The 21,020-nt window shown below is 45.0% G+C and carries 21 protein-coding genes; 14 read left to right on the plus strand and 7 right to left on the minus strand.

The genetic code is table 11. The annotated features are described in order from the left end of the window. Nucleotides 1–75 precede the first annotated feature (75 nt). The 3 genes from AC0C66_RS17965 to pdxA are packed head-to-tail and all read left to right on the plus strand — an operon-like array spanning nucleotide 76 to nucleotide 4,204. Nucleotides 76–1,860 carry a sigma-54-dependent Fis family transcriptional regulator gene (locus AC0C66_RS17965; RefSeq protein ID WP_072181920.1) on the plus strand — a complete coding sequence of 595 codons (1,785 nt, stop codon included), beginning with the start codon at nucleotides 76–78 and terminating at the stop codon, nucleotides 1,858–1,860. A gap of 20 nt (nucleotides 1,861–1,880) precedes the next feature. Continuing rightward, the gene (locus AC0C66_RS17970) at nucleotides 1,881–3,221 is read left to right on the plus strand and encodes a four-carbon acid sugar kinase family protein (protein WP_072181921.1); all 1,341 of its coding nucleotides are present in this window, start codon (nucleotides 1,881–1,883) and stop codon (nucleotides 3,219–3,221) included. Next, nucleotides 3,197–4,204 carry a 4-hydroxythreonine-4-phosphate dehydrogenase PdxA gene (pdxA, locus tag AC0C66_RS17975; RefSeq protein WP_072181922.1) on the plus strand — a complete coding sequence of 336 codons (1,008 nt, stop codon included), beginning with the start codon at nucleotides 3,197–3,199 and terminating at the stop codon, nucleotides 4,202–4,204. Before AC0C66_RS17970 ends, pdxA begins: the two co-directional genes overlap by 25 nt. A 240-nt stretch (nucleotides 4,205–4,444) precedes the next feature. Here the strand turns inward: pdxA and AC0C66_RS17980 are convergent, their stop codons facing one another. Next, on the minus strand, nucleotides 4,445–5,191 hold the full coding sequence (locus AC0C66_RS17980; RefSeq protein ID WP_072181923.1) for an SDR family NAD(P)-dependent oxidoreductase: 747 nt from the start codon (nucleotides 5,189–5,191) through the stop codon (nucleotides 4,445–4,447). A 192-nt stretch (nucleotides 5,192–5,383) separates the two neighbouring features. On the opposite strand from AC0C66_RS17980, the gene AC0C66_RS17985 reads away from it, so the two are divergent. From AC0C66_RS17985 to liaR, 8 genes are all read left to right on the plus strand, one after another. After that, nucleotides 5,384–5,947, plus strand: a complete 564-nt coding sequence (locus tag AC0C66_RS17985) for a cob(I)yrinic acid a,c-diamide adenosyltransferase (RefSeq protein ID WP_072181924.1) — start codon at nucleotides 5,384–5,386, stop codon at nucleotides 5,945–5,947. 192 nt (nucleotides 5,948–6,139) lie between these two features. Further along, the gene (locus AC0C66_RS17990) at nucleotides 6,140–7,408 is read left to right on the plus strand and encodes an MFS transporter (RefSeq protein WP_072181925.1); all 1,269 of its coding nucleotides are present in this window, start codon (nucleotides 6,140–6,142) and stop codon (nucleotides 7,406–7,408) included. A gap of 365 nt (nucleotides 7,409–7,773) precedes the next feature. Further along, complete coding sequence (gene liaI / locus AC0C66_RS17995) at nucleotides 7,774–8,154, plus strand: cell envelope stress-induced membrane anchor protein LiaI (protein WP_003221659.1); 381 nt, start codon at nucleotides 7,774–7,776, stop codon at nucleotides 8,152–8,154. A 26-nt stretch (nucleotides 8,155–8,180) separates the two neighbouring features. Continuing rightward, nucleotides 8,181–8,861: a stress responsive protein LiaH gene (gene liaH, locus AC0C66_RS18000; RefSeq protein ID WP_061187958.1), complete on the plus strand. Its 681-nt coding sequence runs from the start codon at nucleotides 8,181–8,183 to the stop codon at nucleotides 8,859–8,861. 100 nt (nucleotides 8,862–8,961) lie between these two features. Next, on the plus strand, nucleotides 8,962–9,834 hold the full coding sequence (liaG, locus tag AC0C66_RS18005) for a LiaG family protein (protein ID WP_072181926.1): 873 nt from the start codon (nucleotides 8,962–8,964) through the stop codon (nucleotides 9,832–9,834). Nucleotides 9,835–9,867: 33 nt separating this feature from the next. Beyond that, entirely contained in the window at nucleotides 9,868–10,593 is a 726-nt protein-coding gene (liaF, locus tag AC0C66_RS18010) for a LiaRS two-component regulatory system accessory protein LiaF (protein ID WP_088679738.1), read from the plus strand. Further along, nucleotides 10,590–11,672, plus strand: a complete 1,083-nt coding sequence (gene liaS, locus AC0C66_RS18015) for a two-component system sensor histidine kinase LiaS (RefSeq protein ID WP_072183664.1) — start codon at nucleotides 10,590–10,592, stop codon at nucleotides 11,670–11,672. Before liaF ends, liaS begins: the two co-directional genes overlap by 4 nt. Then, nucleotides 11,650–12,285 carry a two-component system response regulator LiaR gene (gene liaR / locus AC0C66_RS18020; RefSeq protein WP_072183665.1) on the plus strand — a complete coding sequence of 212 codons (636 nt, stop codon included), beginning with the start codon at nucleotides 11,650–11,652 and terminating at the stop codon, nucleotides 12,283–12,285. The genes liaS and liaR overlap by 23 nt, the downstream gene beginning before the upstream one ends. Before the next feature lie 7 nt (nucleotides 12,286–12,292). Here liaR and AC0C66_RS18025 read toward each other — a convergent pair whose 3' ends face one another. From AC0C66_RS18025 to gerAA, 3 genes are read right to left on the minus strand one after another with little or no spacing between them, the layout of a single operon-like run. After that, complete coding sequence (locus tag AC0C66_RS18025; RefSeq protein ID WP_072183666.1) at nucleotides 12,293–13,414, minus strand: Ger(x)C family spore germination protein; 1,122 nt, start codon at nucleotides 13,412–13,414, stop codon at nucleotides 12,293–12,295. Next, complete coding sequence (locus AC0C66_RS18030; protein ID WP_072183667.1) at nucleotides 13,411–14,508, minus strand: spore germination protein; 1,098 nt, start codon at nucleotides 14,506–14,508, stop codon at nucleotides 13,411–13,413. Before AC0C66_RS18030 ends, AC0C66_RS18025 begins: the two co-directional genes overlap by 4 nt. Then, a complete protein-coding gene (gerAA, locus tag AC0C66_RS18035; RefSeq protein ID WP_072183668.1) occupies nucleotides 14,477–15,925 on the minus strand; it encodes a spore germination receptor protein GerAA in 1,449 nt (482 codons plus the stop codon). The genes AC0C66_RS18030 and gerAA overlap by 32 nt, the downstream gene beginning before the upstream one ends. A 116-nt stretch (nucleotides 15,926–16,041) precedes the next feature. On the opposite strand from gerAA, the gene AC0C66_RS18040 reads away from it, so the two are divergent. Together AC0C66_RS18040 and fumC are read left to right on the plus strand one after the other, a co-directional pair. Further along, nucleotides 16,042–16,227, plus strand: a complete 186-nt coding sequence (locus AC0C66_RS18040; protein ID WP_014115109.1) for a YvzF family protein — start codon at nucleotides 16,042–16,044, stop codon at nucleotides 16,225–16,227. A 66-nt stretch (nucleotides 16,228–16,293) separates the two neighbouring features. Beyond that, a complete protein-coding gene (gene fumC / locus AC0C66_RS18045; protein ID WP_014115108.1) occupies nucleotides 16,294–17,682 on the plus strand; it encodes a class II fumarate hydratase in 1,389 nt (462 codons plus the stop codon). Between the two features lie 38 nt (nucleotides 17,683–17,720). Here fumC and AC0C66_RS18050 read toward each other — a convergent pair whose 3' ends face one another. Then, entirely contained in the window at nucleotides 17,721–18,596 is an 876-nt protein-coding gene (locus AC0C66_RS18050; RefSeq protein WP_061187963.1) for a TetR/AcrR family transcriptional regulator, read from the minus strand. A 168-nt stretch (nucleotides 18,597–18,764) separates the two neighbouring features. Between AC0C66_RS18050 and spxO the strand changes: the two genes are divergently transcribed. Beyond that, on the plus strand, nucleotides 18,765–18,929 hold the full coding sequence (gene spxO, locus AC0C66_RS18055) for an anti-adapter protein SpxO (protein ID WP_003221681.1): 165 nt from the start codon (nucleotides 18,765–18,767) through the stop codon (nucleotides 18,927–18,929). A gap of 28 nt (nucleotides 18,930–18,957) precedes the next feature. Here spxO and cssS read toward each other — a convergent pair whose 3' ends face one another. After that, on the minus strand, nucleotides 18,958–20,313 hold the full coding sequence (gene cssS, locus AC0C66_RS18060; RefSeq protein ID WP_061187964.1) for a two-component system sensor histidine kinase CssS: 1,356 nt from the start codon (nucleotides 20,311–20,313) through the stop codon (nucleotides 18,958–18,960). Further along, nucleotides 20,310–20,987 (minus strand): two-component system response regulator CssR, encoded by a 678-nt coding sequence (gene cssR / locus AC0C66_RS18065; RefSeq protein WP_003221685.1) that lies wholly within the window; start codon nucleotides 20,985–20,987, stop codon nucleotides 20,310–20,312. Before cssR ends, cssS begins: the two co-directional genes overlap by 4 nt. Nucleotides 20,988–21,020 lie beyond the last annotated feature (33 nt).

Raw genomic sequence — 21,020 nt, forward strand, 5'->3', positions numbered from 1 at the left:
GCTGTCCCAATGTTTGAACGGACTCCCTCACTGTCTCATTGACCTGAGGGAGAATGAAAGAGGGGGTCCATTTTCATGAAAATTAAAGTGCTTGGCATTGCGCCATATAAAGGTTTAGGGGATTTATTGACAGAGCTCGCGAAGGAAGAACAAGATATTCAATTTCAGTTGGAGGTCGGCGATTTGCGCTCCGGCGTCGCGATTGCAGAGCAAGCGGTATCACAGGGGATCGATATCATGATGAGCCGCGGCGGTACAGCCTCGCTCATTCAAAAACACGTGCGCATCCCTGTCGTAGATATCCCTGTTTCCGGGTATGATCTGCTGCGGGCGTTGACACTCATTAAAGATTATCAAGGGAAAGCAGCCGTCGTTGGCTTTGAGAATATTACCCAGGGGGTTCGCACCATCAGCGAGCTTTTTGGAATAGAAGTTGATTTATATACGATTAAAGAAGAAATGGAAGTATGGGATCTGCTGAGGGACATTCAACAGCAGGGGACACAAATCGTATTAGGAGATGTGATTACTGATAAAGCGGCAAAGGAGCTAGGCATGCAAAGCATGCTGATCACGTCCGGCCGTGAATCGGTTAAGGAAGCGTTTCACACTGCAAAGCAAATGTACCGGCTCTTTAAGGAGGCATCCGAGGAGCAGCGGATGTTTAGAGACATGATTGATCAGGAAGAAAAAGGGATGCTCGTCATTGATGATAACAGCCGGGTCCGCTTTGTAAACAAAATGGTAAAAAATTGGATGAAAGAAGGTCTTCTTGAGCCTATAGCACCCGCCGCCGCTGTCAATGAATGGTGGGATGAGCTGGCTTTTGCCGTACAGTCAATAAGAGAAGGCAAACTAAGCGGGTATTTTCAATTAGAAACAGGAGAAGTTGTCTGGCATATGAAAGGTTCCTTTCTTTCAAAAGGAGAGTTGTTGATTGCCATTGAACAATCGTCGTCATCACGCGATGATCGTAACCATCCTGTATGGTCGTTTGCGGCGCCCGTCCATTCATTGCATCCATTCTCATCATTTACACAACAAAGCAGTTCTATGAGGGACACCGTTCAGCAAGCGCAGGCATTCAGCCAGACGCATAAACCTATTTTGCTGTACGGAGAGGAAGGAACGGGGAAATCAGACCTCGCCTTAGCGATTCATCAAATGAGCCCTCGGCGGCAGCATACGTTTATGACCATTCATTGCAGCAAGGTGAAAGAGACCTCATTGCTGAAGGCCCTTCCGGCTGTTCAAAACGGGACGATTTTTCTTCGGCATGTCGAGCATCTGCCGCTTGAAGTCCAGCATGATCTCGCCTTGCAATGGATGAAGCCGGATCAGCAAATACGCTGGCTCGCCTCTTCCTCTGCCGATTTATGTGAAGAAATGAAAGCAGGGCGATTTGACCCTGATTTATACAGTTGTTTACAAGGATTGACGCTTTATGTCCCGTCGTTGTCAGAGCGGGTGGAAGACATGGAGGACATGAGCAGACTGTTTATTGCTGAATTTAATTCAGTTTATGGCACACAAGTGGTCGGACTTGCGCCTGAGGTGATGGACGCGTTTCGCAATCGGACATTTCGGGAGAATGTTCGGCAGTTTAAGCGAGTACTTGAGGAACTTGCGCTGACGGTGAAAAGCGGATATATCACATTGGCTGAAGCCGCGCCGCAGCTTGACCGTCTGTCCAATGAGAAAAAGGAAGAGAGCTTAAAGGGCTATACTGAAGGGACGCTTGAGGACATCGAACGGCGCATCATTCAAGCGGTGCTGCAAGAGGAGAATATGAACCAATCCAAAGCAGCGAAGCGATTGAATATCAACCGCACCACCTTGTGGAGAAAACTAAAAGAATAGCATGAGACCGAGGTGTCGATATGACAAACATACGATGCAAAAAAGGAGCAAACATCAGCCAAAAAATATTGATTGTCGCCGACGATTTAACGGGTGCTAATGACACAGGCGTTCAGTTTGTTAAAGCAGGAATGAGCGCCGCTGTTCTTTTTGACCGGTCTGGTGCAAATCCAGGGGATATAAAAGAAGATGTCATGATTTTAGATACGGACACGCGCGGTGTGTCGCCGAGCGAGGCTTACAAAGAAGTCAGTTCAGCATCGCATCCGTTCGCCCGCCTTGAATCACACCTTTTTTTAAAGAAAATTGACTCCACATTAAGGGGAAACATCGGGATCGAAATCAAGGCGCTGATGGATCTGGGGCGTTTTGATGTAGCAGTCATCGCCCCTGCTTTTCCTGATGCGAGGCGGATTACTGTGGATGGCATGCATTATGTCAATGGCCTGCCTGTTCATGAAACTGAAGCAGCCGTTGATCCGAAAACACCGGTTGCCGAATCGCGGATCGCTGATTTGCTTTTCGGGCAGACGAATATACAGCCAAAAACGATAGGCATCAAACAGCTTCACAAACCTGATGAGCAAATACAACAAGACCTTAAAGCGTGGAAAACCCAAGGACATGAATGGTTTGTCTGCGATGCAGAAACAAATGAGGATCTGCGCCGCATCGTGCAAGTGTTTATGAACAGCGGGCAGTCCGTTTTATGGGTCGGCGCTGCCGGACTGGCCGGTGCACTTGCCCAGCATGTCAGAAAGAGGGCATTGCAGACAGGCAAGCGGAATGAACCGGTAATGATCGTATCTGGCAGTGCATCGAACACAACAAATAGACAGCTAGCATATGTAAGAGAGCAGCGTGACCTCCTTGACGTGCGCATCAATCCGCTGAACGTATTGAATGGATGTGAAGCATGGGAGCATAAGCGCGCGATCGATCAAGTGGTGGTTCATCAAGGGAAAGATGTTCTGCTTTATACTGATGCGAAGCCGGAAACCGTACAGCGCATCATCGCTCTTGGGAGAAAACAAGGGCTTGACCGGCAGGCTGTAGGCGAAAAGCTCTCACTATTTCTTGGTGCAGTCACGAGTGAAATCGTCAAGTTGACAGGATTAAAACGCCTTGTGTTGACAGGAGGAGACACTGCGCGCGCGATTTGCAACGAGCTTGGCGCAGACGGCATTCAACTGCTGGGTGAAATTGAAGCGGGGATACCGCTCGGCAAGCTGCTCAACGCAGATATATATGCGGTGACAAAGGCGGGCGCATATGGTCAAACCGATTCTGTTCTAAGAGCCGTTGAGGTGCTGAGAAATGTAGAGGAGGAAGACAGATGGCAAAACCAATCATTGCGTTGACGATGGGGGATGCGGCCGGTGTCGGCCCGGAAATTATCATCAAGGCATTTGAGCAAACCAATTTGCATGAAAACGGGACATTGTTTGTCATTGGGGATTACAGCATTTTAAGCAGAGCAAAGACGTTCATTGGCTCAGATGCAGACATTGTAAAAATCAACGAACCGGAAGAGGCGGCAGATGTAAAGCCCGGCGTCATTCCTTGCCTGGACCTTCAGTTGCTAACCGATGAACTGAGAGTGGGAGAAGTATCGGCTGAAGCGGGAAACGCAGCGTTCCGCTATCTTGAAAAGGCGATTGCCCTTGCCAACGAGAATCAGATTGACGGCATTTGTACAGCGCCTTTAAATAAAGAAGCCCTCCATAAGGCGGGGCACATGTACCCGGGCCATACCGAAATTTTAGCGGAATTGACGCAAACAAAGGACTATGCGATGATGCTGGCTGCACCGAACCTGAAGGTGGTGCATGTCACAACCCATGTCGGTCTGCTTGACGCCATTCATCTCATTGATGCGAAACGGGTATACACGACAATACAATTGGCGCATGATACGCTCATTCGCTCAGGCATACCACAGCCTAAAATCGCGGTATGCGGTATTAACCCTCACGCCGGTGAGAATGGTTTGTTTGGACATGGAGAAGAAGAAGAGAAAATTGTCCCTGCCGTTGAACGCGCGCAAAGTGAAGGTATACAGGCATTCGGCCCGCTGCCTGCTGACACGCTATTCTTTAGAGCAGTGAGAGGCGATTTTGATATGGTGGTGGCGATGTATCATGATCAGGGACACGGACCGATTAAGGTGCTCGGTCTTGAAGCCGGGGTGAACATTACAGTCGGCCTGCCAATTATCCGTACGAGTGTTGACCACGGAACAGCTTTTGATATTGCAGGAACAGGCAAAGCCGATCCCGCGAGTTTAGAAGAAGCGGTGAGACAGGCAATCATGCTGTCTGGAACGCGTAATCGGCATGCATAAAAAGAAGAGCCTTCTATCATAAACGAGCACCTCCAAATTTCAAATTTGGAGGTGCTTTTCTTTTAGCGCATTTTTAAGTGCAGATAAGATCAAGGCGATCTTATCTGCATAAACGAAAGTGAGACTACAATCAAAAACGAATAAGACAAAACGGCATGAGTCCGATTCCATACCGGACTCATGCCTCAGCCTCATGAGAATCCTCAAATTTAAGAGTCGTCTCATAAAATAGCTCTTTTTTTAGTTCATGTAGGTGCCGCCGTTAATATTAATCGTTTCGCCCGTCATAAAGTCAGATTTGTCAGAGGCTAGGAAGGCGACAACGTTTGCGACATGCTCGGGTGAGCCGATCATTTTCAGCGGAATCCGTTCGACGACTGCTGCACGATACTCCTCGCTCCACTGCTTGCTCATATCCGTTTCAATCGGTCCCGGGCAGACAGCGTTGACATGAATGCGGTGTGCAGCAAGCTCCTTTGCCAAATGCATCGTTAAATAGTTGATGCCTGCTTTCGATGCACCATAAGCAGGAGAGGCGTTGTGATGCGGTGTTTTGCTGGTAGTTGAGCTCATGTTTACGATTTTTCCGCCGCCCTGCGCGGTCATTTCTGGGATGACGGCCTGACACATGAGGAAAATACCGGTTAAATTCAAATCTATCACTCTTTTCCACTCTTCAAGCGACGTATCAACAGTTGTTTTGCGCAAATTGATGCCGGCATTGTTGACCAAAATATCGATCTGCCCAAACTGCTGTTTTGCCTCAGCTATGAGAAGCGAGGCTGTTTCTGGCAAACTTGCATCACCAGCAACATAAGAAGCGCACTTTCTCTCAGTATTCAATTCTGTGCACATGGACTTGAGCAATTCTTCGTTTGTCCCATTGATGACGACATTTGCTCCTTTATCCGCAAGCGTCTCCGCAATGGCTCTGCCGATGCCGCGGCTTGCACCGGTGATAATGGCCGTTTTTTTGTAAAATTCCATCCCCATCCCACCTTCTTTGAATAAAGCGTTTACATTTAAATTATAAAAGCTAGTGTTTCTTTATTCAACAATACTTTTTTGTAATGATGATGCAAGGACTTTATGTTTCAAAATGAAACAGATGTAACAGCTCTATGCCGCTGTTAAAACAGGGTATACTATAGGGACAAGTGATAAAGGGAGGAGAACAAAATGAAACTATATACCAAAACAGGCGATAAGGGACAAACGAGCTTAGTCGGAGGCAGAACGGACAAGGACAGCCTCCGCATTGAAAGTTACGGCACGATTGACGAGCTGAATAGCTTTGTCGGGCTAGCTTTGGCAGAGCTTTCCGGGCAGCCCGGCTTTGAAGATTTGACAGCCGAGCTGCTGATCATCCAGCATGAGCTGTTTGACTGCGGAGGCGATCTGGCAATTGTCACAGAAAGAAAAGACTATAAACTAACGGAAGAATCCGTTTCCTTTTTAGAAACGCGCATTGATGCCTATACATCAGAAGCGCCGGAACTAAAGAAATTTATTCTTCCAGGCGGCTCGAAGGGTGCTTCGCTTCTCCATGCGGCGCGCGCCATAACAAGGCGGGCGGAACGCCGAGTGGTGGCGCTGATGAAATCGGAGGAGATTCATGAAACAGTGCTGCGTTATCTCAATCGTCTTTCCGATTATTTCTTTGCTGCCGCACGGGTTGTGAATGTGAGAAGCGGCATTGGAGACGTGGAATATGAAAGAAGTGCTATTGTGTTTCGGGACTAAAACAGCAGCGAATCATAAAAAAAGAAAATGAAAGCCGGCGTGTTCTCTACATGCCGGCTTTTTTGTTTTTCATTCTGTCAATCTCCCATTTTACGACAAAAAATGAACCTTATGAATTATTGACTGAAAAGTGGGAAAATGAGATATTGTAACAAATAGATGTAAAAAATAGGCAGTGGGGGGCTCTGATAGATGGTGAATTTAATTGAAAGTGATAGCATCTGGAAGAGAAATTTCAATTATCTTTTTTTCTCAAGAATAGTCAAGATATCCGGCGATATGTTCGCATTTAATTCGATATTATGGTTTTTAATTTATGACGGTAAAGGTGCGATCGGCACTGCTTTATTGATTGCTGTTACTTTTTTGCCGGAAGCTGTGCTGGCGCCTGTGACGGGTCCTTTCATGAAACAGAATACGCTGAAATTTTGGATGTACTTTTCAGATCTGACAAGGGCTGCGATTGTCTTGATTATTCCTCTTTGTCATTTTGCGGGCTTCTCTCCGCTGTGGTTTGTCATGACACTTATGATTGTCCATTCTGCTACAGGGGCTGCCTACAATCCCGCCTCCATAGCTTTAATTCCCCAAATCGTAAATGAACAGGGCATTCAAAAAGCAAACGCCGTGCTGCAATCCTCCGCTCAAATTGTCCGGCTCGGAGCTGTCACGTTATGCGGCGCTTTTCTTACATTTATCAGCCCTTCTTATACAATGCTTATCGCACTTTTTCTCTATTTGGTTTCTGGTTTTCTCGTCCTTTTTATTAAGTACACTGCGGTTGAATCCCAATCAGAGTCTGCTGTCGTTACGCAGAGAGGCACATATACCGGCAGACTGAAACGCGGTTTTACGCTCGTGAGAAGACATCAAATTTTATATCCACTCGCCATTTATTGTATCTTTATGAATTTCGCGGCTGCCCCTTGGGAAGCGCTCTCAGCAGTTTACGTTGCGGAAGATTTAAATGGCCAGCCGATCGTTTACTCGCTTTTAAAGGCCACCACCGCCGCAGGCGCGTTTTTATTGGGATTTGTGCTGGCGAAAGTCAAAGTAAACAGATACGGCCTGTTATTCGTAACTGCCGGCATTATTGAAGGATTCGCTTTCTTTATTACCGGTATGAATACCTTTTTGCCGCTCGTCTTTCTCGCTGCGTTTACCTTTGGCGCCGCAGTCAGTGCTGTTAATGTTCCAGAGTACACGATTATCCAGACCTCTGTGGATAGTGAGGATCAGCCGCAGGTATATGCCGTTATACATATGATCTCTAATATTTCCATACCTGCCGGAGCTGTCATTTGCGGGTATGCTGCAAACGCTTTTGGCTCAGGAACTGTGATCGCTGTCGGAGGGGTTGTCGAAATTATTGCGGGTATTGGCATTTTGCTGTTCACAAAGCTGGCTAAAGCAGAACGGTCCGACCTGATCAAAGAAAGGGAAGCAAGTGTTCATCTGTAAAGGGTTTTGAAACGCCATGCCCCGTGCATGGTGTTTCAGCGTGTAGACAAACCCTCACATTCGTTGTCAAGCCTGCGCTTCGGTGCTCGCGAATTCCAACATTCGCTGTGCTCCGATGCTCGCCTTTCCTAAACTTCAAGGGTTTTCAATCACGCTGAAAGGATGACAAAATCCTAAAACTATAAACCGTTTTAGAATTTTGTCAACAATCTTAAACGCCATGCCTCGTGCATGGTGTTTTTTTGTGTCCATAGGTCCGGCACGAGATACGACTCCGGTCTTATATAAAAATCAATCTCTGATTCGTTTTGCGCAATTGCCAATTTGTTTAAGATGAAGACAAGGAAAACGAAAGGAGGATCTGCATGAAGATAAACAAGAAAACAATAGGCGGATTCTTATTAATTGTATTTGGGATCTCCGTCTTTTTTGGAGGAGGAAGCTTCGGCTTTATCATCCCGCTCGCCATAGGGAGCTTGATGACATACGCAGGAATGAAAAGATTTGCCGCAGGGAAAACGATCACAGGAATCATCTTGGGCGGTATCGGAGCGATCATGCTCATCTGTTCACTTCCGTTTGTCGTCGGAATTGCGCTGGCGGCCGCTATGGTGTATTACGGCTGGAAGCTCATGAAAAACGGATCAGCTGATAACGGTGTGTCATCTTTTGATCCTGAACCGGCTTCGGCTGCCTACCAATCTCACTTTGATGACGAATGGGAAGAATTTTTGAAGAAAAAATAATATCAGCATATTAGGAGGAATCAGGTATGGTATTAAAAAGAATGAGAGACATGTTTGTTGCGTCAGTTCATGAAGGTCTTGATAAAATGGAGAACCCAAAGGTGATGCTGAATCAATATGTCCGTGATATGGAAAGCGACATTGCAAAAGCAAAACAAACAATTGTGAAACAGCACACGATTGCCTATCAATTTAAGAAAAAATATGAAGAAGCAGCTGAAATGGCTGGAAAACGCCAAAATCAGGCACAGCTCGCATTTGACGCAGGCGAAGAAGAGCTGGCGAAAAAGGCGCTGACTGAAATGAAGTATTTAGAAGAGAAGGCGGCTGAACATAAAACGTCCTATGAACAAGCGAACAGTCAGCTGGCTGATCTGAAAGAACAGCTGGCTGCACTTGAAACAAAGCTACAGGACGTAAAGGATAAAAAGCAGGCGCTGATTGCCCGGGCAAATGCCGCGAAAGCAAAAGAGCATATGAATACGACATTTGACAAAATTGACAGCGAAAGCGCGTATCGTGAATTTTTGCGTATTGAAAACCGTATTGAAGAAATGGAAATCCGCGCGAATTATTCAAAGTCAGCGGAAGCCGGCACAGAACTCACGCGCAAAGAATTTGCAGACGATGTGGAAGCGGAGATTGAAAAAATGCGGGCGCTCTCACTGCAAAAAACAGATCAGACATCACATGCAGCAAATGAATAAGCGGAACGGGGAAGGATTTGCGGTCAAGTCCTTCCCTTCCGCACGTATCAATTCACAGGCTTTTCCTTTATAATAGAATGAATGAGAAGGATGAAATCGAATGAAAAAAATGCTGGGCAAACTGTTGATCACTGCCGGTATTCTTATATTTTTCGCCGTCGTCGTAAAAGACGTGTTTGCTGCAGGCTTGGGTTTCGTAAACGGCACAGAAGCCGATTCAGCCAGCGCATCGCCGCGAGACATCGACAGCGTAGTCATTGAGTCAGATAACAAGGATGTCCAGATCATAGCAGAAGAGCGAAATGACATATCGGCAGGCATTTCAGGAGACTCAGGAAAGTTATTTGTTACTGAAAACAGAAGAAAACTGGAGCTGACCACAAAGGAAAAAGAATTTCAATTTTTGAATGGGTTTAATCGCTCTTCCCTTATTGTCCGGATTCCATATGAGTATAAAGGGCATCTGACGGTGCGAACCTCAAGTGGTGACGTGTCAGTGGACGGGAATCATCATCTTGTGCTTTCCGGGCTGAACGCAGTATCTGCGAGCGGAAATATGAGAGTGACGGACGTCCGCCTTAAAGACCTGAAAGTAAAGGGGTCATCCGGAGATGTTACCATTTCAAACACCATCTCCAAAACAACCGGCATTGACTTAGCTTCAGGAGACGCAAATCTGGCTGATGTATCAGGCTCTCTTGATGTAAGGATGACTTCAGGAAACCTAGATGCTGCATCGAAAAAGGTAACGGGTCCTTTATCTGTCACACTGACAAGCGGTGATGCGGATTTGAGCCTTCCCCAAAATGGCAGCTTTACAGTCAACGCAAAATCAACGAGCGGAGAGGTTAGTTCGCCGTATTCATTTGCTGATACAGCACATAAAGAACATCATCAAATCACAGGCTTGCAAGGAAGCGGCCGGCATCAAATCGATATCAAAACGGACAGCGGGGATCTAACGATACGGTAGCACCAGGCAGAAGAAAGGAGGCGGACACCAGGAATGACAAAAAAACAGCTTCTCGGATTTATCATTGCTTTATTCGGCGTCAGCATGTTTTTGCAAATTATCGGAATAGGCGATCTGCTGTTTTGGCCGCTCTTTTTTCTGATTGCCGGCTATTTCTTGAAAAGATATTCCCGTGATTGGCTCGGTTCCGTCATGTACATCTTTGCCGCATTTCTATTCTTGAAAAACCTCTTCAGCATCACCTTTAATTTATTCGGCTATGCGTTTGCCGCATTTCTGATTTACGCCGGCTACAGGCTTGTCAAAGGAAAGCCAATATTTGAATCGAATGAAAAACGGATCGATCTCACTAAAAAAGAACGGCATGAGCCGCCAAAAGATGAGAAACATCCTGACATGCGCAGCTTTTTTATCGGAGAGCTGCAAATGATGAAGCAGCCGTTTGACCTGAATGATTTAAATGTCTCTGGTTTTATCGGTGATATCAAAATCGACTTGTCTAAAGCGATGATTCCCGAGGGAGAAAGTACAATCGTCATTAGCGGAGTCATTGGAAACGTTGATATTTATGTGCCATCAGACCTTGAAGTGGCTGTCAGCTCGGCTGTTTTTATCGGAGATATCAATCTGATTGGCTCGAAGAAAAGCGGATTAAGCACGAAGGTATATGCCGCGTCATCCGATTTCAGCGAGTCAAAGCGCCGAGTCAAAGTGTCCGTTTCCTTATTTATCGGTGATGTGGATGTGAAGTACGTATGAGAAAAAAACTGCTTGCCAGCCTTCAGTGGCGCGCCATCCGCATGACAACGGGAATCAGCCTGCTCCTTTTTGCCTGTTTGATTTCCTTTATGATGTTTTATTATCGGCTCGATCCGCTTGTTTTGCTGTCATCAAGCTGGTTCGGAATTCCGTTTATCCTGATATTGCTTCTGATCAGTGTGACGGTTGGTTTTGCCTCAGGGTATATGTACGGCAACCGGCTGAAGACAAGGGTTGATACATTAGTCGAATCGATTTTAATCTTTGAAAACGGTAATTTCGCTTATCGAATACCCCCGCTTGGAGATGATGAAATCGGCCTGGCCGCCGATCAGCTGAATGAAATGGCGAAGCGCGTGGAGCTTCAAGTCGCTTCCTTGCAAAAACTTTCAAATGAACGTGCGGAATGGCAGGCGCAAATGAAGAAGTCAGTCATCTCAGAAGAACGCCAGCGATTGGCAAGAGATCTTCATGATGCAGTCAGCCAACAGCTCTTTGCAATATCAATGATGACATCAGCTGTGTTGGAACATGTCAAGGATGCTGATGATAAAACGGTCAAGCGGATCCAGCTGGTCGAGCATATGGCAGGTGAAGCCCAAAATGAAATGAGGGCGCTGCTGCTCCATTTAAGGCCTGTTACCCTTGAAGGAAAAGGACTGAAAGAGGGGCTTACGGAGCTTTTGGACGAGTTCCGGAAGAAACAGCCGCTTGATATTGAGTGGGATATTCAGGACACGCCGATATCTAAGGGGATGGAAGATCATTTGTTCAGGATCGTTCAGGAGGCCCTTTCGAATGTATTTAGACATTCAAAAGCCTCAAAAGTATCCGTGATTCTGGGCGTAAAGAACAATCAGCTCCGGCTAAAGGTGATTGATAATGGAAAAGGCTTTAAAAATGATCAGGTGAAAGCATCCTCATACGGCTTGAACTCTATGAAAGAACGTGCAAGCGAAATCGGTGGGGTCGCCGAAGTGATTTCAGTAGAAGGAAAAGGCACACAAATCGAAGTGAAGGTTCCGATTTTCCCGGAAGAAAAAGGAGAGAACGAACGTGATTCGAGTATTATTGATTGATGATCATGAAATGGTCAGAATGGGGCTCGCGGCTTTTTTGGAGGCACAGCCCGATATTGAAGTCATCGGCGAAGCGTCTGACGGCAGCGAAGGCGTGCGGCTTGCTGCGGAACTGTCGCCAGATGTCATTTTAATGGATCTTGTCATGGAGGGCATGGATGGCATTGAAGCCACAAAGCAAATTTGCCGGGAGCTTCCAGATCCGAAAATTATAGTGCTCACAAGCTTCATTGATGATGACAAAGTGTATCCGGTCATTGAAGCTGGTGCGCTCAGCTATCTATTGAAAACCTCAAAAGCTGCGGAAATCGCCGATGCCATCCGCGCCGCAAGCAAGGGAGAGCCAAAGCTCGAATCAAAAGTGGCGGGAAAAGTATTATTCCGGCTGCGCCACACAGGTGAAAACGCGCTCCCGCATGAATCACTTACGAAACGGGAGCTCGAAATTCTCTGCCTGATCGCAGAAGGAAAAACAAACAAAGAAATAGGCGAGGAACTGTTTATCACCATTAAAACAGTCAAAACCCATATCACCAATATTTTATCAAAACTGGATGTCAGTGACCGGACGCAGGCGGCGGTGTACGCACACCGAAATCACCTCGTGAAATAGGCGTCTGCTATTTGTTTGCGCCTTTCGTCCCGAAGTCTCTGACAACCACATTGACCCGGTAGTCTATTTCCGCATTGCTGAAATAATCATCATCCCATTTTCTTGCAATCTTTTTCCACTTTTGAGGATAATGAATTCTGACCTCGTTTCCCAGCCCGGTGACATCTGCTTTGATATCTTTCTGCAGTTTGCCTGTAATAAATGCTGTTACTGTTTTGTGTAATCGTTTTTCGACTGTCTTTTCAATATCTTTGATATATGAATCCTTAAATGAATCTTCATTCGGATTCCAGTCCTCTGATAAACGGCCTTCAATATTGCGTGTGACGGTGAATTTGAACGTTCCGTCCTTGTAGTCTGTCTTGATCTTGCGATTGCTGGAGTACACTTCATAAGAAAAAAGATTGCCATTATGCCTCATATCAATGACGCCTCCCTCGACAGTGCCTGTAAATAAGTTGATATTTTGAACCTCAACCGGTGTTAAATTCCGGTCCCATAATTTATTTTTGATGATAGCAGCACCGTTTATTGCGAGTTTGCCGTTTTCCTTACCGACATGAGGGATGAGGAACGAATCGTCAGAGGTCAAGTGTTCTGAGATCTCCCCCAATGTAACAGGTTCCATCATTCTGATCGTTACCGCATTATTCTCTGTCAGATCATAAATTACATTGGATGCGGGCTCGCCTTGATCATTCATTTTAAATATATCCTTAGTTCTGCCATCGGTGACAAAGACGTACGAACTCCTCCTTGTTCCGTTGTCTCTGACAAACTGGTTAATGATCGCGTCCATTCCAATATGATCCGCAATCACGCTCTTGGAAAGCAGAATGAGACGCAAATGCTGTGAAAACGTAGGGTTATGTTTTAATGCAGATGTTCTCATCATTTGATGGACAGTTTCCCCCTTTGTGATAGCAAGCTGTGTCGGGTCAGATGAAGAGCCTTCCTTGGAGCTGATTTTTTTCGGGACGAGAATCTGCTGTGTCAGTTCTAAATTTTTATCATCAGGCTTGTCTAGACCTACTCCGATCACCAAGCTTAATTCCTCAATATTCCGGCTGTCCCAGCATCCGGCCAGTAATAGGGTGCATATGAACATACATAAAATCCGGATTTTCATTTTGCTGTAATCCTCCTTTTGAGAGCGACAATGAAAAAGAGAATGAAGGGAAGCAGAAACAGGCAGACGAAAATGTATCCGAGATAATCGCTGTACATCATGACCTGATTAGAGTCATCCGGCCATAAAGAAAAATAATAGACAGCCGCACCGATGATCACCATGCTTTTTTTAGTCGATAATCCAAACGTCTTCTTCAGCCCGTTAGCGGCAAAATACCCGTAAATGACAAAAGTTGTAAAAAATTGAATGATCCAGACGACCAGTAAAAACGATTCAAACCTTTCAATGAATATTCCTTTGAGCTCAAAGGACTGAAAGAGAGAAATCGTCGGCCAGATCAGCGTTTTTACCTCAGGAGCGGTCAAAGCCCCAACAACGATGATATACGTCAGGATATATAAAATAATCGGGATCGAAAAGCCGACAGCCGCGTATCTGAATGTGTATTTCTTTTTCTTCATATGTTCAGGAAGAAACAGCATCACTTCCATTCCTAAAAAAGAGATGGAAACGACAGTAAGGGAGTTTGCAACGGGTCCAAGGCCCTCACCTAAAACAGGGCGCAAATTATTGATGTCAAAAATTTTAAAACTGATCCCAAATACAACAAGCAAAATAATAATCGTTATCATTAAATAAAAGGGAAACAGCCGCGATACATCACTTAACCCCCCAACAATTAAATAGATGCCACAGCATATAAACGTTAAAATAATGATCTGAATCGGCGTCCTCTCCAGCAGGAAAAACTTTACCATTTCAGCCATTGCCCTGGTTTCAAAGCTGGCCACTCCGATAAAATAGCAGCTGACCAAAAGGCCGAGAATGCTACCGATCCATTTACCAAGCCCTTCCTGCAAATACTCAAACAGAGAGGGGTATTGATGTTTCTTCTGAATGAGCGTGTTTAAATAAATAAAAAAGATAAAAATGATACCTTCTAATATCAGCACGATCCAGCCGTCAGGAGTATTAGCCTTACTGGTCAGCGCTCGCGGCAATGTTAAAAGACCGGCCCCAAGCATCGTATTTGCAACAATAGATATACCTTGAAAGGTATTAAGTTTTAGTGGAGTCTGTTTTTGGCTCATTTGGATTATTCGCCTCTTTTGGTTTGTTTTTAATTGGGAGACGGATAATGGAATCCTCCTTGTTTTTCAGGCTGAAGAATCCGTTTGGCGAAAAATAAGGAGATCCAAAGCTCGTTTGTCTCGTTAAGTGCGTATAAATGACAAGCATAAACAAAATAATCCCGTACAGCCCAAGAATAGCAGCGGAAAACATCGAAATAAAACGCAGGACCCGAAAAGACAGACCCATTCCGTATTGAGGAACGGTAAAGGATGCAAGGGCAATGACGCTGACAACGATGACCATAATCGAACTGACGAGATTCGCCTCTACAGCCGCCTGTCCGATGACAACGCCACCAACGAGCCCGATTGTCTGGCCGAGCGGGTTTGGAAGACGCAGCCCGGCTTCTCTGAGCAGCTCGATGGTTACTTCCATCAGCAGGGCTTCAAATATCGGCGGAAACGGCACGTTTTCCCTGTTTGCCGAAATCGTGACGGCGAGCGCGGTCGGCAGCAGCCCCTGATGGAAGGAAACGAGTGCAATATAAATCGATGACAAAAACAAGGTAATGAAGATAGAAGCAAACCGCAGCGACCGGATAAGAGATGCTGAAATCCAGCGTTCATAGTAGTCATCCGGGGACTGCATCAGGACACCGAGAGAAACCGGCACCAGCAGCACAAATGGTGAACTGTCGACCAAAATCGCCACACGGCCGTTAAACAGGGCCGACGATACCTTATCGGGTCTTTCCGTATTTTGAATCTGCGGAAACGGCGAATATTTATTATCTTCAATGAGCTCCTCAAGCGTTCCGCTGTCCTGGATATCCTCGAGTTGAACATTTTTAAGCCGCGCTTTTACTTCTTTTATGACGGACTTTTTTGCTTTGCCCTCAATGTACATAATGGCCGCCGACTTCAGCTTGTTTTTGCCGATCATGATTTTTTTTGTAATGAGTTTTGGATGGGGGGTCCGTTGTCTAATCAGAGCCATATTTGTATCGATATCCTCTACAAACGCAACTTTTGGTCCGCGAACCACTTTTTCTGTTGTCGGCTCTGCCAGGCTTCTTGTTTTTTTCTTTTCTGTGGACAGGATGTAGGCTTTGTCCAAACCGTTGACAAATACAGCACAATTTCCGCTGAGAATCTCCTCGACCGTTTTTTCTGCTGTTTCAACGGGTCTTGCGTCAAGCTGGTCAAGGCGTTTTTTGACTTGGTCAAGCGTGAGGGTCTCTTCATCTTTGATTAAGGTTTTAATCGATTCTGCAACCTTCTTCTGATCATTCAGTTCACTAAAATAGAGATAGTAAAAAACAAGACCGTTGGAGAGCATTTTTTTATTTTTCACCAGATCATCGTTTTCTTTTAATTTTGGAAGCACCAATGCTAAATTATCGTGTATATATTCCTTAAACTCTGTTTGTTCCAACAAGGTCACCTCTTATCCAAAACCTTAGTAGAGGTTATCTTTTCCTGTTAAAAAAATGATATACTGTGTTAGAGTATTTTATGGTGTAAGTTTTTTATGAAAGCGGAGGATACAAAGTGGCACAGGTAAGGCTTGCTGGAAAACAAGAAGAAATAGAACAGCTCATCAAATCATTTGAAAAGCATTATGACGTCTCTTATACATCAAAGGAGTACGGCAGGACGAATCCGAAGTACAAATATTCAAAGGATTCCCGCGTATATCTTGAATTAAAATTAAAATCTGCCAAGATCGAAAAATAAAAAGGATTTTTTGTACCACTGGCGAATTATGATCTATTGAAGCAACCGTTATGGAGGGATACATAAATGGAATACAGAATTGAACGAGACACCATGGGAGAAGTAAAAGTTCCTGCTGATAAATTTTGGGGCGCCCAAACACAGCGAAGCAAGGAGAACTTTAAGATCGGTTCTGAAAAAATGCCGATGCGTGTTGTGAAGGCGTTTGCAATATTAAAACGAAGCACAGCTCTCGCTAATAAACGCCTTGGCAATCTGGATGCAGAAAAAGCGGAAGCGATTGCAGCGGTTTGTGATGATGTGCTCAAAGGCAAATACGATGACAACTTCCCGCTTGTCGTATGGCAGACCGGAAGCGGCACACAAAGCAATATGAACATGAACGAAGTGGTAGCCAACCGCGCGACTGCTTTATTAAAAGAAAAGAACTCAGATCAAACGATTCATCCAAATGATGATGTGAACCGCAGCCAAAGCTCAAACGACACATTCCCGACTGCGATGCATGTTGCCGCTGTTTTGGCTGTTTACGAGCAGCTAGTGCCTGCGCTTGACCAGCTTCGCAATACATTGGATGAAAAAGCGAAAGCATACAATGATATTGTCAAAATCGGACGCACGCACCTTCAGGATGCTACGCCTCTGACGCTTGGACAGGAAATCAGCGGATGGGTTTACATGCTGGACCGTTCGAAGGAAATGATATTGGAAGCGACAGATAAAATGCGTGCGCTTGCAATCGGTGGAACGGCTGTCGGAACGGGGATCAACGCTCATCCAGAGTTTGGAGAGCTTGTCTCAGAAGAGATCACAAAACTGACCGGCCAAACGTTCAGCAGCTCGCCGAATAAATTCCACGCGCTGACAAGCCATGATGAAATCACTTATGCGCATGGCGCATTAAAAGCGCTTGCGGCTGACTTAATGAAAATCGCGAACGATGTCAGATGGCTTGCAAGCGGGCCTCGTTGCGGCATCGGGGAGATCGTCATTCCTGAAAATGAGCCGGGCAGCTCCATTATGCCTGGTAAAGTCAACCCGACACAAAGTGAAGCATTGACAATGATCGCAGCGCAAATCATGGGGAACGATGCGACAATCGGCTTTGCGGCGAGTCAGGGGAACTTTGAACTGAACGTGTTTAAGCCTGTTATCATTTACAACTTCCTGCAATCTGTGCAGCTGCTGAGTGACGGCATGAATTCATTCCATGATAAATGTGCTGTCGGTATTGAGCCTGACAAAGAAACCATCCAAGAAAACCTGTCAAATTCATTAATGCTTGTTACGGCGCTGAACCCGCATATTGGATATGAAAACGCGGCGAAAATCGCCAAGCTCGCCCATAAAGAGGGATTGACGCTGAAAGAAGCGGCTTTGAAGCTTGAATTGCTGACAGAGGAGCAATTTAACGAAATGGTTAAGCCGGAAGATATGGTAAAACCAAAGGCGTAAGAGAAAGAAAAACGGCTGCTTTTTAAGCAGCCGTTCTTCTAAATATGTTGCTGTTTTAATAGATATTTAAGCTGCTCCGCATCTTTGGCGAGAGCTTCAGACTCCGTCAGGTTATGGATCATTCCTTTTATGATCGCCAGCTTCGGTGTTTTTTTCTTCATTTCTGCTTCAAGTATGTCCAAGCTCTCCGATAATTCAAGAGAGGAGTTTGTGTTTAAGCTGTTAATTTTGTCACGAAGGCTTTTCACAATCGATTCAGTCAGCGGATCAGGCCGTCCGTGCGTAAGAGGCCCAAATAAAGAGCTTGCCTCTTCCAATGTGATGAAAGGCTTATCGTTTCGTTCAGACATGCCTTTTACCATATCATCAATTCTATTAATAATGATATCGGCTAATTGATCCGGCTTCACATTATAGCCGAACAAAATCATGCATTCCAGGTAAATCTGGCTGATGCCCTCTATTAAAAAACAAAGCTCTGCAGTATACGGTTCCGCTTTTTTTCCGTAAATGTTCAGCAGGCTGTCGATATGAAATTGAAGTGAGGACTGGCGGATTTTTTTGGCGCATTGCTCCACTTCCTCCGTGTAAGGCAGAGAACCTTCCTTCATCTGCATGCCGATAAAATCCTTGTGTTCAAGGATGTTTTCATAGAGCACGCTCAGCTGTTTGCGGTAAGCCGTTCTGGGGCTGTCGCCCTTCGTTTTAATATTTAAAATTCGGGTAAACGTTTTATCATAATAGTAGTTCAGCATAGACAGAAGAAGCGCTTCTTTCGAAGGAAAATAAATATAAAAAGCGCCTTTAGATATTTTGCATTCTTTTGCGATTTCCTGAACTGATGTTGAGTTGTATCCTTTTTGGGCAAATAGTTTTAAGGCTGTTTCAATAATCAGCTTTTCTTTTTCCTTCAATGGTTCCACCCTTTCGGAGCCCGGAGGCCTGCACAGGATATGACCATATAGTCACACCTTCTGTTATAAAATTAACCTTATTGTAACTTGTTTTTTTATCATGTATTATTTATATTATAAATTGAGATGACCGAATGGTCAAAGCTCAAGCGAAAGGGTGAATCTAGAATGAGAGAATTGGACGAAATGATCAGCCGCTTGCGAAACAGAGGAATTAAAGTGGAGAAAGTCAAATATCCGAAGCAGACCTTGTCAGAGAAAAAATGGGTTCATCAATGCAAACAGCCGCTCAAAACAAATTATAGAGATTTTAACGGCTATTCTTTCACATAAAAAAATAGACTGCAAAAACATCTACAGTCTATTTTGGCACTGCTATGCGGTATGTTACACCCGTTTTGTCATTTTCAATTGAGATAGACGCCTTATGAAGAGTTAAAATTCGTTTTACGATGCTTAGACCAATGCCGAATTCGCCTTTCTTCCCTTTATTAAAAGGCTCATAGAGGCTGGAGAGCATCTCATCTTCAATATGCGGTCCGTCATTTTTAATGGTGATCACAATATTCCGATCATCTTGTTTCATGCTGATTTCTATCTTTGTCTCAGCATAGCGGATTTGATTTTCCAGAATATTTTCAAGGAGTTTGTTCCATTGCTCCGGATCGCCCGGCATCAGAATGTCTTCTTCTACATCAATTTCCCACAATAATTCTTTCCGCGCCCACTTCAGTCTTTCGATGACTTCTTCTGTCACTTCTACGATACTGAACATGTCGTGCTGCACTTTTTGCTTCGCTAAATAATCCAGCTTCGTTAAATATAATAAATCCTTTATTTTCTTCTCCAGCTTAAGAGCTTCGCCTTCAATGACATCTACTGTATTTTCAAGATCTCCTTTAGGGAAAATTCCGTCTTTAATCGATTGCGTATAGCCTCTGATGACCATAACCGGCGTTTTCAAATCGTGAGAGATATTTTGCAATAGGGTTCTTTCTGTTTCGTCCTTTTGCACAAGCTTTTGGCGCATCTCTTCGATGGTATGGCCCAATTTGCCGATCTCATCTTTCCGATCCACTATCACTGGGTCATCCCAATCCTGTTCGGAAATCCGTTTGACGTGCTTTTCAAATGACACGAGAGGCCTTGATAAATACTTCGCAAGCCAAATGGCCGGAATCCAGCTTAATAAAATGACAACAGCTATAATAAACAGAAGCTGTTTGAACAGGGTATAGGCCAGATCGTCCCGATAAGAATCAAGCGCGTAAGAGAGCATCATAGCTGATTGCCCATTGACGGAAAGCCCCTTTTTAATGACAAAAAACACTTTCTCTCCATTGACGTCGGCGCTATACCGTTTCTTTTTGGCCTCCTGTTTATCGGCCAGCTTGTACACTTTATGGATAAACGAAGACGAGAGAATGCTTAAATCCCTGTCTGAAGAAGCATCTTCATTTTCAGGCAGAAGCACGTGCTGTACGGATCGAACGGTTGTCGGTGCCGTGGCTTCTTCGCTGTAATAGCGCCGTTCAATTGAACCCGGCAGGCGGTATTCCGTCAGAACATGCTGCTCATTTTCAATCGTCGTATACGTTTCATTGGTGAAGAAATCGCGCAGTGTGTTTGAAAATAACACAAGCAGTAAAAGGGATATCCCTAACAGAATGCCGGATATGACAACCCATATTTGAAACGAGAGCGGCTTGTTTTTCATGATGTCATCATCCTGTAGCCGAACCCGTAAATCGTCTCCACCTTCAATTCAGGCATCTTTTTGCGCAGTCTCCGGACGAGGTCATCAACGACCCGGTCTGTTCCGAAGTAGTCATGCCCCCATACTTTTACGAGAATATCCTCACGTGAGTATGGATGTCCTTTATGATGGATAAATAATAGCAGCAGATCAAATTCCTTCGACGTCAAATTGATGATATTTCCGTTTTCATCATAGACCTCGCGAGCGTCTTCAGCGACCCGATACGAGGAGACGGCGATTTCATTTTTTTGTACAGGCGGAGCTTCCTTATAAACGAGCTGCAGCAGTTTTTGCACACGTATGATCAGCTCCCGCGGCAGAAACGGCTTTGAAATGTAGTCATTGCTGCCAAGCTCTAAGCCAAGCACTCTGTCAATATCTGCATCACGGGCGGAAATAAAAATGACCGGTACGTCAGGATCTTTCGCTTTGATTTCTTTTATTAATGTATAGCCGTCGGTATCCGGCAGCATGATATCGAGAATCCACAGGTGGGGAGACGGCGTCATTTTCTTTCTGGCGTCTTCACCTTTCGTAAAAGATGTAATGTTCCAGCCCTCATTCTCTAAATACTTCGTCAGCAGTTCATTCAGGTTATCCTCATCTTCAACTAGATAAATGGTGTATGACAAGGCTCTTCACATCCTTTCAACGTCATTATAAAC

The sequence above is a fragment of the Bacillus sp. VA13 genome (assembly GCF_055710085.1).

Bases quoted from the DNA above. Each gene is read 5' to 3' on its own strand.
- AC0C66_RS17965 (WP_072181920.1), top strand. From the start codon at position 76: ATGAAAATTAAAGTGCTTGGCATTGCGCCATATAAAGGTTTAGGGGAT.
- AC0C66_RS17970 (WP_072181921.1), top strand. From the start codon at position 1,881: ATGACAAACATACGATGCAAAAAAGGAGCAAACATCAGCCAAAAAATA.
- pdxA (WP_072181922.1), top strand. From the start codon at position 3,197: ATGGCAAAACCAATCATTGCGTTGACGATGGGGGATGCGGCCGGTGTC.
- AC0C66_RS17980 (WP_072181923.1), bottom strand. From the start codon at position 5,191: ATGGAATTTTACAAAAAAACGGCCATTATCACCGGTGCAAGCCGCGGC.
- AC0C66_RS17985 (WP_072181924.1), top strand. From the start codon at position 5,384: ATGAAACTATATACCAAAACAGGCGATAAGGGACAAACGAGCTTAGTC.
- AC0C66_RS17990 (WP_072181925.1), top strand. From the start codon at position 6,140: ATGGTGAATTTAATTGAAAGTGATAGCATCTGGAAGAGAAATTTCAAT.
- liaI (WP_003221659.1), top strand. From the start codon at position 7,774: ATGAAGATAAACAAGAAAACAATAGGCGGATTCTTATTAATTGTATTT.
- liaH (WP_061187958.1), top strand. From the start codon at position 8,181: ATGGTATTAAAAAGAATGAGAGACATGTTTGTTGCGTCAGTTCATGAA.
- liaG (WP_072181926.1), top strand. From the start codon at position 8,962: ATGAAAAAAATGCTGGGCAAACTGTTGATCACTGCCGGTATTCTTATA.
- liaF (WP_088679738.1), top strand. From the start codon at position 9,868: ATGACAAAAAAACAGCTTCTCGGATTTATCATTGCTTTATTCGGCGTC.
- liaS (WP_072183664.1), top strand. From the start codon at position 10,590: ATGAGAAAAAAACTGCTTGCCAGCCTTCAGTGGCGCGCCATCCGCATG.
- AC0C66_RS18025 (WP_072183666.1), bottom strand. From the start codon at position 13,414: ATGAAAATCCGGATTTTATGTATGTTCATATGCACCCTATTACTGGCC.
- AC0C66_RS18030 (WP_072183667.1), bottom strand. From the start codon at position 14,508: ATGAGCCAAAAACAGACTCCACTAAAACTTAATACCTTTCAAGGTATA.
- fumC (WP_014115108.1), top strand. From the start codon at position 16,294: ATGGAATACAGAATTGAACGAGACACCATGGGAGAAGTAAAAGTTCCT.
- spxO (WP_003221681.1), top strand. From the start codon at position 18,765: ATGAGAGAATTGGACGAAATGATCAGCCGCTTGCGAAACAGAGGAATT.
- cssS (WP_061187964.1), bottom strand. From the start codon at position 20,313: ATGAAAAACAAGCCGCTCTCGTTTCAAATATGGGTTGTCATATCCGGC.